The following is a 13,773-nucleotide window of genomic DNA, read 5'->3' as shown; positions in this document are numbered from 1 at the left end:
TGAGCCATCGAGGAGTTCACCGCGCGCTAGTGGAGAATAAACCTCCGCGTCAGGTTCAGGGTCAACGTCGCGTGAGTACCACGACGGGAATCGGCCGCGAGGTCTTCTGCTGGTAGGCCGTGTACCGGTCGCCGTTGTTCTTATTGACGATCTGCCAGAGCCGGGAGTAATCGGGGTCGTCCGGCAGCACCGCGCGGGCGGTTACCGCCAAACGCCTTGGCCCGACATTGATTTCCACGTCCGGATGCTTGCGCAGGTTGTGATACCAGCCGGGGGCGCGCGGGTCGCCCCCCTTGGAAGCGACGATCAGGTAGTCGTCGCCGTCCCGGGCATAGGTGAGCGCCGCTGTTCGCGCCTGGCCCGTCTTGGCGCCCACGGTATGGAGTAGCAGGCTGGGTATCAGCAGCATGCGATGACCGATCCAGCCGTTCGTGCTGCGATAGACGGTGTCGTGTACGCGCAGAACCTGAGGCAGCAACCGCTGCTCGACCCAGGACGGAAGTGCCATCCGCCCAGTATTACTGGCTGGCGTCGATGCGGGCCAGGGCCGAGCGCAGGATTTCCGCGGTGGCGTCCCGGTCGGGGTCGCGCCGCAGCAGCATCCCCTTGGCGACCGACAGCTTGTCGCCGTTGCGCCGGGGCAGCACGTGCAGGTGGATGTGGAACACCGTCTGGAAGGCGGCGCTGCCGTCGTTGATCGCGATGTTGGTCGCGTCGGCCAACTCCGTCGCGCGGGCGGCGCGGGCGATCCGTTGGCCGATGGTGACCATCCCCGCCAGCGTCTCTGGTGGCGTGTCGGTGAGATCCACGCTGTGCCCCTTGGGGATCACCAGGGTGTGTCCGCGGGTGAATGGGCGGATGTCGAGGATCGCCAAGTAGTCGTCGTCTTCATAGATCCGGATGGCCGGGGCCTCCCCGGCGACGATCGCACAGAACACGCAGGACATGTCGCCCACGGTACTGGCCGGCCCGGTGCGGGGGATACGCTGCCGCAGTGGACGCTCGCGACGTGGCCTTTGCCGGCGCGGCCGCTCAGGCACGAATGCTGGCCGACGGCAAACTGACCGCGCCCGAGCTGCTCGAAATCTACCTGGAACGGATCGCGCGGCTGGACAGCCAGCTGCGCTGCTATCGCGTGGTGCTCTCGGACAGCGCGCGCTACGAGGCCGCCGTCGCGCAGGACCGCCTCGCCGCCGGCGAGCGGCTCCCGCTGCTCGGGGTGCCGATCGCGATCAAAGACGATGTCGACGTCGCCGGCGAGGTGACGACCTACGGCAGTGGCGGACATCGCACCGCCGCGACCTCCGACGCGGAGGTGGTCCGCCGGCTACGCGCCGCGGGCGCCGTCATCCTCGGCAAAACCAATGTGCCCGAGCTGATGATGTTTCCCTACACCGAATCGCTGACGTTCGGTGCGACCCGCAACCCCTGGAATCCCCGGCGCACTCCGGGCGGCAGCAGTGGCGGTAGCGCCGCCGCGGTGGCCGCCGGACTCGCTCCGCTGGCGCTGGGGTCCGACGGTGGCGGGTCGATTCGCATCCCGGCGATCTGGTGCGGCCTGTTCGGTGTCAAACCACAACGGGATCGGGTGTCGTTGGAGCCGCATGACGATGCGTGGCACGGGCTGAGTGTCAACGGCCCGCTCGCCCGGTCGGTGCTGGACGCGGCTCTTTTCCTCGATGCGACGTCGACCGTGCCGGGGCCCGAGGGGGAGTTCGTGGCCGCGGCGACGCGTCACCCCGGCAAGCTGCGAATTGCCTTGAGCACCAAGTCGCCAACCCCGCTGCCCGTCAGGATCGGCAAGCATGAACTCACGGCGGTCGAACAGGCCGGCGCGTTGCTGCGCGATCTGGGGCATGACGTGATCACCGCCGACCCCGACTATCCGCCATCGGCCATCATGACCAATTACCTGCCCCGCTACCTGCGCGGTATCAGTGACGACGCCGATTCACTGGCTCACCCTGAACGTCTCGAAGCGCGCACCCGCAACCTGGCGCGCGCCGGTTCGTTCTTCTCGGACCGCCGGATGACCGCCCTTCGCGACGCGGAGCCGGCGGCGGCCGCGCGGATCCAAGCGATCTTCGACGACGTCGATGTCGTCGTCACGCCCGGCAACGCGACGGGCCCATCCCGCATCGGTGCCTACCAGCGCCGCGGCGCGGTATGGACGCTGCTGGCGGTGGCGCAGCGGGTGCCCTACCAGCAGGTCTGGAATCTGACCGGACAGCCTGCGGCGGCCGTGCCGTGGGATTTCGACGGTGACGGCCTGCCGATCGCCGTGCAGCTGGTGGGCCGGCCGTACGACGAAGCGACGCTGTTGTCGCTCGCGGCGCAGATCGAATCCGCCAGGCCGTGGGCACACCGGCAACCGCCGGTGTCATAAGGGCTGCGCCTCATCGATTGCGCCGACCCGATCGATTGCGCCGACCCGCTTCGCCCGGCTTCGCCGCGCTCGCGATCGACGCGGTCATCGATTGCGCCGACCCGCTTCGCCCGGCTTCGCCGCGCTCGCGATCGACGCGATCTCGCGCCACGCGGCCAGTTTGGCACCCGGCCGGACGGCGTGGGCCGGGCTCGTCGACGGCAGCCGCCGGTACTCGACGCGCTCGTCGACCTCGGCGAGCCTGCGGTACAGCTCCGCGGCCTTGGCGCCGTTGAAGTAGACCCGCGCGATCGTTGGGTACCGCGCGAACAGTCCACCGAAGTCGTTGACCGCCAAGCTTTTCGGCTCGATTGACGCATCCGCGCTGCCGGCGCGGCGGCATGCGCGCAACACGTCCCAGAGGGCCACGCCCGCCGATTGCAGCGCGGCCAGCCGTGATTCGTACGGCGCCGTCGCGTCGAACCCGAACAGCTCGCCGGTGATCGGCCAGAACGCATTTCGGGGGTTGCCGTAGTACTGACCGACCGCCAGGGATTGTGCGCTCGGAAACGACCCCAGGATCAGGACACTCGCGTGCTCATCGACGATCGGCGGGAATCCCCGCAGCAGTGGTGCGCTCATCGCTCTCCATCATGGCTCGCGATCGACGCCCGTTGTACGTTGGCGAAGTGGACGAGGACCTGCTCGACGGACTTGAGGGCAGCGCACGCGCCGAACGGGCCGAATTGGTGGAGTGGCTGCTCGAGCAGGGCATCACGCCCGACGAGATCAGGACGACCAATCCGCCGCTGTTGCTGGCAACCCGCCACCTCATCGGTGACGACGGCACCTACGTGTCGGCCCGGGAGATCAGCGAGGCCCACGGCATCGACCTCGGGCGGTTGCAACAGATCCAGCGCGCGATCGGTCTGGCCAGAGTCGACGACCCCGATGCGGTCATCCACATGCGCGCCGACGGTGAGGCCGCCGCCGCCGCCGAGCGTTTCGTCGAGCTGGGCCTCGATCCCGAGCAGGTGGTGCTCGTCGTCCGGGTGCTCACCGAAGGCCTGTCACGCGCTGCCGAGGTCATGCGCTACTCGGCGCTGTCGGCGATCATGCGGCCCGGGGCCACCGAACTGGAAATCGCCAAGGCGTCAAAGGCATTAGTCAGCCAGATCGCGCCCGAACTCGGCCCGCTGCTGCAGCACATGATGTTCATGCAGCTGCGCCACATGATGGAGACCGAAGCGGTCAATGCCGCCGAGCGCGCCGCCGGCCAGCCGCTGCCGGGAGCGCGTCAGATCACGGTGGCCTTCGCCGACCTCGTCGGCTTCACCCGGATCGGCGAAGCGGTGTCGGCGGAGGAGCTGGGCCACCTGGCCAACCGGCTGGCGGTCCTGGCCCGTGACATCACCGTCCCGCCCGTGCGATTCATCAAGACGATCGGCGACGCGGTCATGTTCGTCTGCCCCGACCCGCTGCCGATGCTCGACGTCGTGGTGAAGCTCGTGGACACCATCGACACCGACGCCGACTTTCCTCGGCTGCGAGCGGGGGTGGCCTCCGGCATGGCGGTGAGCCGGGCCGGTGACTGGTTCGGCAGCCCGGTCAACGTCGCGAGCCGGGTCACGAGTGTGGCGCGCCCCGGCACAGTGCTGGCGGCGGACTCGGTCTGGGAGGCGATCGGCGACGCCGGCACATTCGATGGGTCGTTCGCCGGTGCCCGCCGCCTCAAGGGCATCAAGAACGAGGTCAAGCTCTTCCGGATCCGCCGCGGGGACGGTTCTGGCGGTGACTGACCGGGAAATCCTGCGGACATGGGCAGGCCCGGACGACGCTAGGGGGCGTTGGGCTCCGTCATGCGCGGGTCCTACGCGGCCGGTTTTCTACCCTGACATCCGGCGCTTGAGAATTGGTCGTTTCCGGGCCTGCTTCGCTACCAAAAATACAACTTTGAACTGCCCATATCAACGGGTTGGCCGCACTTGAACGCACCTTTCGCGCGCGGCCCGGCGCTGGGGTTGCGTTCGCCGGCGGTGAACGCCATTCCATTACCGGTGCAACGATGTAATCATGTAATTATGAAATCGCACCACGCCCACGGCCGGCGCTACGGCCGCCCCGGCGGCTGGCAGCAGGCACAGCGACCCGACGCGAGCGACGCCGCCGAATGGTTCGCCGGGCGCCTGCCCGAAAGCTGGTTCGACGGCGACCCGACGGTCATCGTCGACCGCGAAGAAATCACGGTCATCGGAAGACTGCCCGAACCGCAGGGCTCGGAGAGAGAGACCGAGGCGCGCGCGGAAGGACGCGCATCGCGGTTCCGCGAGGAAACCCGTTCGGAGCGAATGCGAATCGCCGACGAGGCGCAGGATCGCTACGGTCGCAAGGTCTCCTGGGGGGTCGAGGTCGGCTCCAGCACCGGCGCGGAGCGAATCCTCTTCACTCACATCGCAGTACCGGTGATGACGCGCTTGAAGCAACCGGAACGGCAGGTGCTCGACACATTGGTTGACGCCGGCGTCGCCCGGTCCCGCGCGGACGCGCTCGCGTGGTCGGTCAAGCTCGTCGGCGAACATGCCGAGGAATGGTTGGCCAAGTTGCGTAGCGCCATGTCGGCAGTCGACGATCTGCGCGCCGAGGGCCCCGACCTTCAGTCGTAATTCAAAGGTGCAGCGCGGCTGCGGATTTGGATCCGCTCAGCCACCGTAATTGGTCCACCAGGTATGCAGGTCCTCGATGGCCGGGGGGTCCCCGTAGACGTCACAGAGCATGAGTTTCGCCTCGTTGGTCCATATCACGTTGGGGTGGTCCTTATAGGTGCCGCACGCGATCATGCCCGCGGTCACCGACGGCGTGCTGTCGTGGTGCCAGCCATCCGGTGACGCCCCGGCTCCGGGACAATTCATCAGCTGCACCGCGGCGACGTCGTCGTCGAACGCCTTCTTGAGCACGTTCGCATCGGCGAACAGGCCGTAGACCGCGCGGGATGGGCCGCCCTGATTGGTGTTCTGGTCGCAGTCGACCATGGCCAGCGCATTCACCCAAATGCTGTTGGACTTAGGGGTCGCGGGCGTGCAAGCGCCACTGGGATACCCGGCGGGCAGCATGCCCAGCAACTTGCTCTGCGCGTTGGCGGGCCGGGTGGTTGTCGTGGTGGGGACGGTCCTGGTGGTGGTGGTCGTCGTCGACGTGCGGTTCGCCTGCGGACTGTTGTCGTCGCCTCCCATGAATATCGCGATGCCCACGGCGGCCAGCACGACGACGATCACCAGCGCGGCGACCGCGGCGACGATGGGCCAGGGGTTGCGTCGCCTCGGTGGGGGTTGATTCCAGGCGGGTGGGCCGCTGAATTGTTGTGGTGCACTGCCCCAATTGGCGTTGGCGGCTTGGTAATAGGCGGGCGTGACCGGGGGCTGGGCGGCGGCAGGGATGGGCCCGCTGTCGGGCCGCCAGGGCGGGGCGCCTTGCGCGGGAACCGGAGTCGAGCCGGGCGCCGGGGTGGGTGTCGGTGAATTCTGGCCCGGCGACGGTGGCGGGGTAGTGGCCGCCCGACCCGGTGGCGGCGGGGGAGGCGCCATGACGGTGCCCGGCAGGGTGGCTTCTTGGCTGCGGCGCAAGATCGTGGCGGCGTGGTCTTGGTCGGGGTCGCTGAGTGCGTCGTGAGCGGCCAGGGCCAGGTCGCCGGCGCTGGCGTAGCGGTCCTCGGGTTTCTTGGCCATCCCGCGGGTGACCACCGCGTCGAAGCCCTTGGGGATGCCTGGGCGCAGCGCGGTGGGCTGGGGGATGGGGTTCATGGTGTGGGCGGTCACCAGTGCACCCGCGCTGCTGGATGTGTAGGGCGGCGAGCCGGTGAGGCATTCGTAGAGCACGCAAGCCAGCGCGTAGATGTCGGCGCGGTAGGTGACTTCGGCATTGGAAAACCGTTCGGGCGCCATGTATTTCCAGGTGCCGACCGCGGTGCCCAACTGGGTGAGCTTCTCGTCGGTGGTGGCGCTGGCGATGCCGAAGTCGACCAGATAGGCGAAGTCGTCGCGGGTGACCAGGATGTTCTGCGGTTTGACGTCGCGGTGCATCACCCCGGCGGCGTGGGCGGCATCGAGCGCCGAGGCGATCTGGGTGATGATGGCCACCGCGCGCGGCGGGGCCAGCGGGCCAAAGCGTTTGAGCACACTGTCTAGGTCGGTGCCCTCGATCAAGCGCATCTCCAAGAACATCTGCCCATCGATTTCGCCGTAGTCGTGGATGGGCACCACGTGCGGCTCCTGCAAACGACCGGCGGTGCGGGCTTCACGTTTCATCCGCTCCCGAAACACCGGGTCCTTGCTGAAGGTCTCCGAGAGCAGCTTGACCGCCACCGTCCACTCCTTGACGGTGTGCTCGGCCTCGTAAACCTCCCCCATCCCACCCCGGCCCAGCAGCCGCTTTAGGTGATAAGGCCCAAATTCCGTCCCCGCCCGCGAGACCTGCTCGTCACTCATCGCCGATCCTTCACACCCAGCCACCACACCATCGACACCCAACAATTGCCGGGCGCACGGGTCAGCCGCAACCCCATGACCCAGCAACCATGACCGTAAGCCTCCGCCCAGTCCGACGCACGACAATCACGCGATTAGCCCGGCGCCCTCGGCGCGATGAAGCCCGGCCGAATGGCTAGCTCTCGCCGTCCGCCGCGATCTGGAACGTGAATTCGTGGTCGCAGATGCGGACGTGGTCGCCGTCGCGCAGCGTGGCAGCGGAGCGGATTCGCTCATGCTGCACATGCACCCCGTTGGACGAGCGGAGGTCGTTGATGATGAAGCTGGTGCCCGTGTCGACGATGACCGCATGGTGGCGGCTGACTTTGGGGCTGTCGAGGACGATGTCGTTGTCGCCGAGCCGCCCGATGCGGGTCGCCGCCGCTCGCAGCGGATAGCTGCGTCCCGAGAGCTCGTGCAGATATGCGATGGCCTGCTGGCCGGACACCATCGTGTGCTGTTCGAGGACAGTGACCGTATCGACGGCGGCGGTCTTGGCGGTTCGCTTCACGTCTAGCGGTTCCTGCCGCAGGATCTGCTCATTGAGCGACCGCAGTGTCGGTCCCGGATCGATTCCCAGGTCGTCGGCCAGAGTGGTTTTGACGCGGCGGTAGGCGGCCAACGCGTCCGATTGGCGGTCGGTCAGGTAGTAGGCCGTGATCAATTGGGCCCACAGCGGCTCGCGGTAGGGATGTTCCGCGGTCAGCACCTCCAGCTCCGTGATCACGGCGAACGCACGCCCGCAAGCGATTTCGGCCTCCGCCTTCGCGCCATGGACCAGGATCTTCTCCTCGACAAGGGAAGTGGCGAAGGTGTCGACGAACTGGAACTCGCGCAGGTCCTCGAGCACTGGCCCCCGCCACTGCGCCAACGCCGCCGCCAAGTGCTGGCTGGCCTCTTCGAATCTGCCCGTGGCTGCGGCATGCACGCCCGCCGTCTTTTCGGCGATGAACCGCCCAAGATCGCAATCGTTTTCGGCGATGTTGAGCCGGTATCCGGGAGGCGCGGCGGCCAATACCGCCCGCGGGTCGATGCCGGCGCCGCTGAGCAGCTTACGCAGGTTGGACACGTAGGAATGAATGCTGGCCCGCGCCCCCGACGGCGGCTCGTCGTCCCACAGGGCCGTGATGAGCCGGTCCACCCCCACCGGACTGTTGCGGTTCATCAGCAGCATGGCCAGCACCGCCCGCTGTTTGGGGGTGCCCAGGGGCACCAGCGTGCCGTCGACGCGCATCTCCAGCGGTCCGAGCAGGCCGAGTTCGAGACGCTTGTCCACCATCGGCTATCGGTCCTTCCGGTCACTACCTTTGCCATTCTGCTGCAATCCCCACGGGGCCGACGCAATGACACTAACTTTTGGCACCGGGAGTGAAATGCGTTCCCCGCGACGCGATTGCGGCCAGGCCGTGCCGCGGGATCTCGCGCTAGGCCCGTGTCATGGCGTAGTAGGCGCCTTGACGGGCCAACAACTCGGCGTGACTGCCTTGTTCAACGATGCGGCCCGCCTCGACCACCACGATGCGGTCGGCGTCGCGGATCGTCGAAAGGCGGTGCGCGATAATGAAGCTCGTCCGATCCCGGCGAAGCTCGGACATGGCCCGGGCGATGAGTGCTTCGGTGCGGGTGTCGACCGAGCTGGTCGCCTCGTCCAGGATCAGTAGGCGCGGCCTGGCCAGGAATGCGCGCGCGATGGTGATGAGCTGCTTCTCGCCGGCGCTGATATTCCCGCCCCCGCCGCTGACGCGCGTCTCGTAGCCGGCCGGCAGGGTGTGCACAAACCGGTCGACGTAAGCCGCCTTGGCGGCGTCCACCACCTCGTCCGCACTGGCCTCGGGCCGCCCGTAGGCGATGTTCTCCGCGATCGTCCCGTCGAAGAGCCACGTGTCTTGCAAGACCATGCCGATCCGGGACCGCAGCGACTGCCTGCTGACGGTGGTTATGTCGATCCCGTCGACCAGGATCCGGCCGGAACCGACGTCGTAGAACCGCATGAGCAGGTTCACCAACGTGGTCTTGCCGGCGCCGGTGGGTCCGATGATCGCGACCGTGGTTCCCGGTTCGGCGACCATCGACAGGTCGTGGATCACCGGGGTGTTCGGGTGGTAACCGAAGCTCACGTGCTGGAACTCCACCCGTCCGGCCGGGCATCCGTCGAGCCGCGGCAGGGCGGGCTCGGGGTCCGGCGATTCCTCGGGCTCGTCGAGCAGATCGAACACCCGCTCAGCGCTGGCCACCCCGGACTGCAGGGTGTTGTACATCCCGGCCACCTGGCTAAGCGGGGCGTTGAACTGCCGGACATATTGGATGAAAGCCTGGATACCGCCGAGAGTGATGTGGCCGGTGGCCACCTGCAGGCCGCCCACCACGGCGACGGCCACGTAGCCGAGGTTGCCGATGAATGCCGTCGCCGGTGCCACCAGGCCGGAGAAGAATTGGGCGCCGAAACTGGCCTGATAAACGTCGTCGTTGCAATCGCGGAAATGCTTGCGCGCAACGGCCTGGTGGCCGAACGTCTTGACCACCGTGAAGCCGCTGTAGGTCTCCTCGATGTGCGCGTTGAGGCGACCGATGCTCGTCCACTGCGCCACGAACAGCCGCTGCGCGCGCCGCGCGATCGCGCGCGTCGCCACCAACGACAGCGGCACCGTCGCCACCGCGATCAGGGCCAACAGCGGCGAGATGGACACCATCATCGCCAGTACCGCCACCACTGTCAGGATCGACGTCACCAGCTGGCTGATGGTCATCGACAGCGACGACTGCACATTATCGATATCGTTGGTGACCCGGCTCAGCAGCTCGCCGCGTTGGCGCCCATCGAAGTACGACAGCGGCAGCCGGTGAATCTTGTCCTCGACGTCGGAACGCAGCGCGACCATGGTGCGTTGCACGGTGACGTTGAGCAGCCGCGCTTGCGCCCAAATCAGCAGGGCCGAAATCAGATACATGCCCAGCGCCAGGGCCAAGGTCCGGGCCACCGCGCCGAAGTCCACGCCCTTGCCCGGCACCACATTCATCCCCGACAGTAGGTCGGCGAAGGTGCCCTCGCCCCGGGCACGGGCCGCGGCGACGGCCTGCGCCTTGGTGATGCCTGCGGGGAGCTGTCGGCCGAGCACGCCGTTGAACAGCAGATCCGTGGCGTGCCCGAGGATTCGCGGGACGACGACCCCGATCGCCGTCCCCGTGATGCCCAGGGTGATTACCGCGATGCTCAGCCGGCGTTGCGGCGCAAGCCGTTTCACCAGCCGGGCGGCCGAACCCCAGAAGTCGCGCGACCGCCCGGCCGGGGCCGGGGTCAAGCCTCGGGTGGCCGCCACGGTCATGGCGCGCCCCCGACACGACCCGATCGCAGGGCGCTCACCGACTGCGAGTCGGCGAACTCCGCGTAGGTGGCGCAGTCGGTGAGCAGCGATTCGTGCGTGCCGGTGCCCACCAGCTTCCCGCCGTCGATGACGATCACCTGGTCGGCCTGGGCGGCGGTCGAAACCCGTTGGGTGACAACGATGACGGTGGCGTCGCCCGCTATCTTCGTGAGCGACGCCCGCACCCGGGCGTCGGTGTGCACGTCGAGAGCCCCGAACGAGTCGTCGAAGAGGTAGATGCTCGGGCGGCGGATGACCGCCCGCGCGATCGCCAGTCGCTGCCGCTGACCGCCGGAGAAGTTGATTCCGCCCTGGGCCACCCGCATTCGCAGCCCGTCATCGTGTGCGCGGACGAATCCCTCGGCGTCCGCCACCCGCAACGCTTCCCACATCTCGTCGTCGGTCGCGTCCGCCTTGCCGTAGCGCAGGTTGTCGGCCACGGTCCCGGAGAACAGGTAGCCGCGTTGAGGAACCAGTCCGATCGCGGACCAGAGCCGCTCTGTGTGGTAATCGCGGACATCGACATCGTCGACCAGGACGGCGCCGCCGGTCACGTCGTAGAGCCGGCAGATCAGCGACACCAGCGTCGACTTGCCCGACCCGGTGCTACCGACGATGGCCGTGGTGGTGCCGGGCCGTGCCGTCAACGAAATGTCCTGCAGCACCGGGCGGTCGGCGCCCGGATAGGTGAACGTCGCACCCGCCACGCGCACCACCCCGGCGATCCCGCCGCCCGGAAACACCGGCCGCGTCGGGTCGGTGACCGCGGCCTGGGTGGCGAGCACCTCGGTGATCCGTTCGGCGCACACGGACGCTCGCGGCAGCACCACCAGCGTCATGGTCGCCATCAACACCGCCATGAGGATCTGGGTGAAGTAAGCGAGAAAGGCGGTCAGTGAGCCGACCTGCATTTGGCCACGATCGATGCGCAACCCACCGAACCAGATCAGCGCGACGCTGGACACGTTGACGGTCAGCGTGGTCACCGGCAGCATCACCGCCTGCCAATTGCCGGCGGTCAGCGCGGTGTTCGACAGGGCGGCGTTGGCGCGGGCGAATCGGTCGCGCTCGTAGGCTTCGCGGGCGAACGCCCGCACGACCCGGACGCCGGAAAGCTGGTCGCGCATCACCCGATTGATGCCGTCGATCAGGCCTTGCATCCTGCGGAACAGGGGCAGCATGTGCGACATCACCCAGTAATTGGCCACGGCCATGATGGGAACGCTGACCAGCAGCAGCCAGGTCAGCGCCGCCTCCTGGTGGATGGCCATGAAGATTCCGCCGATGCACATGATGGGCGCGGTGACCAGCACGGTGCTCGATATCTGAACCAGGTACTGGATCTGGCGGACGTCGTTGGTGCTGCGCGTCAACAGCGTGGGCGCGCCGAAGCGGGCGGTCTCATGCTCGGAGAAGGTGGTGATGTGGTCGAAGATCGCGGCACGCAGGTCGCGGCCGAAGCCCATCCCGGTCCGCGAGCCGAAGTACACCGCCGCGACCGCGCACAACGCCTGCAACCCGGTGACCGAAAGCATCACCACGCCGAGCCTGACGATGGTGGCCGTGTCGCCCTTGGCGACGCCCTCGTCGATTATCGCGGCGTTGACCGTCGGCAGGTACAGCGAAGCCAGCGTGCTGGTCAGCTGGAGCGCCATCAGCACTGCGACCAGCCGCCGGTACGGCTGGATGTACTGGCGCAGCAGTGCCAGGAGCATTTCGTAAGGGTCGCATACGGCGCGTCCCGCGGTGGGCAGCAGCCGCCGGATGGCCCAACCCGCGTGGGGGCGACTGAAACGCCTGCTCAGGCGCGTCGGTGGTTGACCCGCTGAGCTGCCGCTACAGTGCATCGTGTGGACCGGCAGCAGGCTGAGCAAAAGCAGGGTAGCGGTGCGGCGTAACTCGAGGGCGCTGGCCGGTGCGGCGTTAGCCTTGGCGATCCTGGTCCCCGCGGTTGCGGCGTGCTCCGATTCGGGGGGCAACAAACCGGGGGCGACGTCGTCGACGGCGCCGGGAAATTCGGAGGGACACCATGGGCCGATGTTCCCCCAGTGCGGCGGCATCAGCGATCAGACGGTGGCCGAGCTGACCAAGGTAACCGGCCTGATCAACACCGCCCGGAACTCCGTTGGCTGCCAGTGGCTGGCCGGGGGCGGCATCCTCGGTCCGCACTTCTCCTTCTCCTGGTATCGCGGCAGCCCGATCGGACGTGAGCGCAAGACCGAGGAACTCTCGCGCGCCAGCGTCGATGACATCAACATCAACGGACACGGCGGCTTCATCGCGATAGGAAACGAGCCGAACCTCGGTGACTCGCTATGCGAGGTGGGCATCCAGTTTCAGGACGACTTCATCGAGTGGTCGATCAGCTTCAGCCAAAAGCCGTTCCCGCCGCCATGCGACATAGCCAAAGAATTGGCGCGTCAGTCGATTGCGAACTCCAAATGACCAGAAGAAGCGTGCGCGTCGTGGTAGCCGTCTTGATCGCGGCGTTACTGGTGTTGACCGGATGTTCGAGGTCCGTCGCCGGCAACGCCGTGAAGGCGGGCGGCCCCACGCGCAACAACAACTCCCAGCAGCAGTATCCGAACCTGCTCAAGGAGTGTGAGGTGCTCACCAGCGACATCCTGGCCAAGACCGTGGGTGCCGACCCGCTCGACATCCAGAGCACGTTCGTCGGCGCCATCTGCCGGTGGCAGGCGGCCAACCCGGCCGGGTTGATCGACATCACCCGGTTCTGGTTCGAGCAGGGCAGCCTGAGCAATGAACGCAAGGTCGCAGACTTCCTGAAGTACAAGGTCGAGACGCGCAATATCGCCGGGATCGATTCGATCGTGATGCGCCCGGATGACCCGAACGGCGCATGCGGAGTAGCCAGCGACGCGGCCGGAGTGGTCGGGTGGTGGGTCAACCCCCAGGCTCCCGGCATCGACGCCTGCGGTCAGGCCCTCAAGCTGATGGAGCTGACGCTGGCCACGAACTCGTAGTTCAGCGCGGCACCTCGAAGCCGATCAATGCCGCGCGGCCGAGTTCGAGGTCTTCCCATCCGGACGGCACGGCCAGCACCGCGATCGCCGACGTCGGGAACTTGGCCGAAATTCCCTCGGCCGCAGTGGCATCGGTGCCACTGCCGGCCAGGCCGAGGGCGAGGGCGGACATCGTCGGCTCATGTCCGACGACCAGCAGCGTCTTTACGTCGTCCGCGACGGTGTTGATCTCCTCGATCATGGTGCCGGGTGTGGCGCCGTACAGCCGCTCGCTATACCGCACCGGGGCATCGATGCGCGTGTTGGCCAACGTCTCCCGGGCACGCGTCGCGGTGGAGCACAGGACGGCGTCGACGGCGGGCGCGTTGGCGCGCAACCAATCACCGGCGAGTCCGGCCTGCTTGATGCCGCGGGAGGCCAGCGGCCGGTCGTGGTCGGTGACCCCCGACGGGTAGTCGGATTTCGCGTGGCGCATCAACAGCAACGTGCGCTGGTCTTTCACGGGAGCCACGCTAACCCCTATGCCGCGTCGTCGTCATCGT

Annotated in this window: 13 protein-coding genes; 5 read left to right on the top strand and 8 right to left on the bottom strand. The window is 67.5% G+C overall.

Annotated elements, in window-relative coordinates:
• Positions 1-61 precede the first annotated feature (61 nt).
• Together A5758_RS09195 and A5758_RS09190 are read right to left on the bottom strand one after the other, a co-directional pair.
• Entirely contained in the window at positions 62-508 is a 447-nt protein-coding gene (locus tag A5758_RS09195; protein ID WP_067203635.1) for a nitroreductase family deazaflavin-dependent oxidoreductase, read from the bottom strand.
• Between the two features lie 10 nt (positions 509-518).
• Positions 519-947: an HIT family protein gene (locus A5758_RS09190; RefSeq protein ID WP_067203633.1), complete on the bottom strand. Its 429-nt coding sequence runs from the start codon at positions 945-947 to the stop codon at positions 519-521.
• Positions 948-994: 47 nt separating this feature from the next.
• Here A5758_RS09190 and A5758_RS09185 point away from each other — a divergent pair, with 47 nt between their 5' ends.
• A complete protein-coding gene (locus A5758_RS09185; RefSeq protein WP_082939624.1) occupies positions 995-2,386 on the top strand; it encodes an amidase in 1,392 nt (463 codons plus the stop codon).
• 84 nt (positions 2,387-2,470) lie between these two features.
• On the opposite strand, the gene A5758_RS09180 is transcribed toward A5758_RS09185, so the two are convergent.
• On the bottom strand, positions 2,471-3,007 hold the full coding sequence (locus tag A5758_RS09180; RefSeq protein ID WP_067739176.1) for a DNA-deoxyinosine glycosylase: 537 nt from the start codon (positions 3,005-3,007) through the stop codon (positions 2,471-2,473).
• A gap of 11 nt (positions 3,008-3,018) precedes the next feature.
• On the opposite strand from A5758_RS09180, the gene A5758_RS09175 reads away from it, so the two are divergent.
• Both A5758_RS09175 and A5758_RS09170 read left to right on the top strand, forming a co-directional pair.
• Positions 3,019-4,164 carry an adenylate/guanylate cyclase domain-containing protein gene (locus tag A5758_RS09175; RefSeq protein WP_067203627.1) on the top strand — a complete coding sequence of 382 codons (1,146 nt, stop codon included), beginning with the start codon at positions 3,019-3,021 and terminating at the stop codon, positions 4,162-4,164.
• A 282-nt stretch (positions 4,165-4,446) separates the two neighbouring features.
• Complete coding sequence (locus tag A5758_RS09170) at positions 4,447-5,028, top strand: hypothetical protein (RefSeq protein ID WP_067739173.1); 582 nt, start codon at positions 4,447-4,449, stop codon at positions 5,026-5,028.
• 36 nt (positions 5,029-5,064) lie between these two features.
• Here the strand turns inward: A5758_RS09170 and A5758_RS09165 are convergent, their stop codons facing one another.
• The 4 genes from A5758_RS09165 to A5758_RS09150 all read right to left on the bottom strand — a co-directional run bounded on the left by A5758_RS09165 (position 5,065) and on the right by A5758_RS09150 (position 11,962).
• Positions 5,065-6,846, bottom strand: coding sequence for a serine/threonine-protein kinase (locus A5758_RS09165; RefSeq protein ID WP_067739169.1), 1,782 nt, complete (start codon positions 6,844-6,846; stop codon positions 5,065-5,067).
• A gap of 175 nt (positions 6,847-7,021) precedes the next feature.
• Positions 7,022-8,164: an ATPase/transcriptional regulator EmbR gene (embR, locus tag A5758_RS09160; protein ID WP_067739166.1), complete on the bottom strand. Its 1,143-nt coding sequence runs from the start codon at positions 8,162-8,164 to the stop codon at positions 7,022-7,024.
• Positions 8,165-8,309: 145 nt separating this feature from the next.
• A complete protein-coding gene (locus A5758_RS09155; protein ID WP_067739162.1) occupies positions 8,310-10,208 on the bottom strand; it encodes an ABC transporter ATP-binding protein in 1,899 nt (632 codons plus the stop codon).
• Positions 10,205-11,962 carry an ABC transporter ATP-binding protein gene (locus A5758_RS09150; protein ID WP_067739159.1) on the bottom strand — a complete coding sequence of 586 codons (1,758 nt, stop codon included), beginning with the start codon at positions 11,960-11,962 and terminating at the stop codon, positions 10,205-10,207. Before A5758_RS09150 ends, A5758_RS09155 begins: the two co-directional genes overlap by 4 nt.
• Positions 11,963-12,134: 172 nt before the next feature.
• Here A5758_RS09150 and A5758_RS09145 point away from each other — a divergent pair, with 172 nt between their 5' ends.
• Positions 12,135-12,692, top strand: a complete 558-nt coding sequence (locus tag A5758_RS09145) for a DUF3558 domain-containing protein (RefSeq protein ID WP_066952984.1) — start codon at positions 12,135-12,137, stop codon at positions 12,690-12,692.
• Entirely contained in the window at positions 12,689-13,231 is a 543-nt protein-coding gene (locus A5758_RS09140) for a DUF3558 domain-containing protein (RefSeq protein WP_067739156.1), read from the top strand. The genes A5758_RS09145 and A5758_RS09140 overlap by 4 nt, the downstream gene beginning before the upstream one ends.
• A 1-nt stretch (position 13,232) precedes the next feature.
• On the opposite strand, the gene A5758_RS09135 is transcribed toward A5758_RS09140, so the two are convergent.
• On the bottom strand, positions 13,233-13,733 hold the full coding sequence (locus A5758_RS09135) for a histidine phosphatase family protein (RefSeq protein ID WP_156622555.1): 501 nt from the start codon (positions 13,731-13,733) through the stop codon (positions 13,233-13,235).
• Positions 13,734-13,773: the final 40 nt, after the last annotated feature.

This window comes from Mycobacterium sp. 852014-50255_SCH5639931, assembly GCF_001665605.1.
Classification (GTDB): Bacteria; Actinomycetota; Actinomycetes; order Mycobacteriales; family Mycobacteriaceae; genus Mycobacterium; species Mycobacterium paraffinicum.
This window is presented reverse-complemented; position numbering and strand designations above follow the sequence as displayed.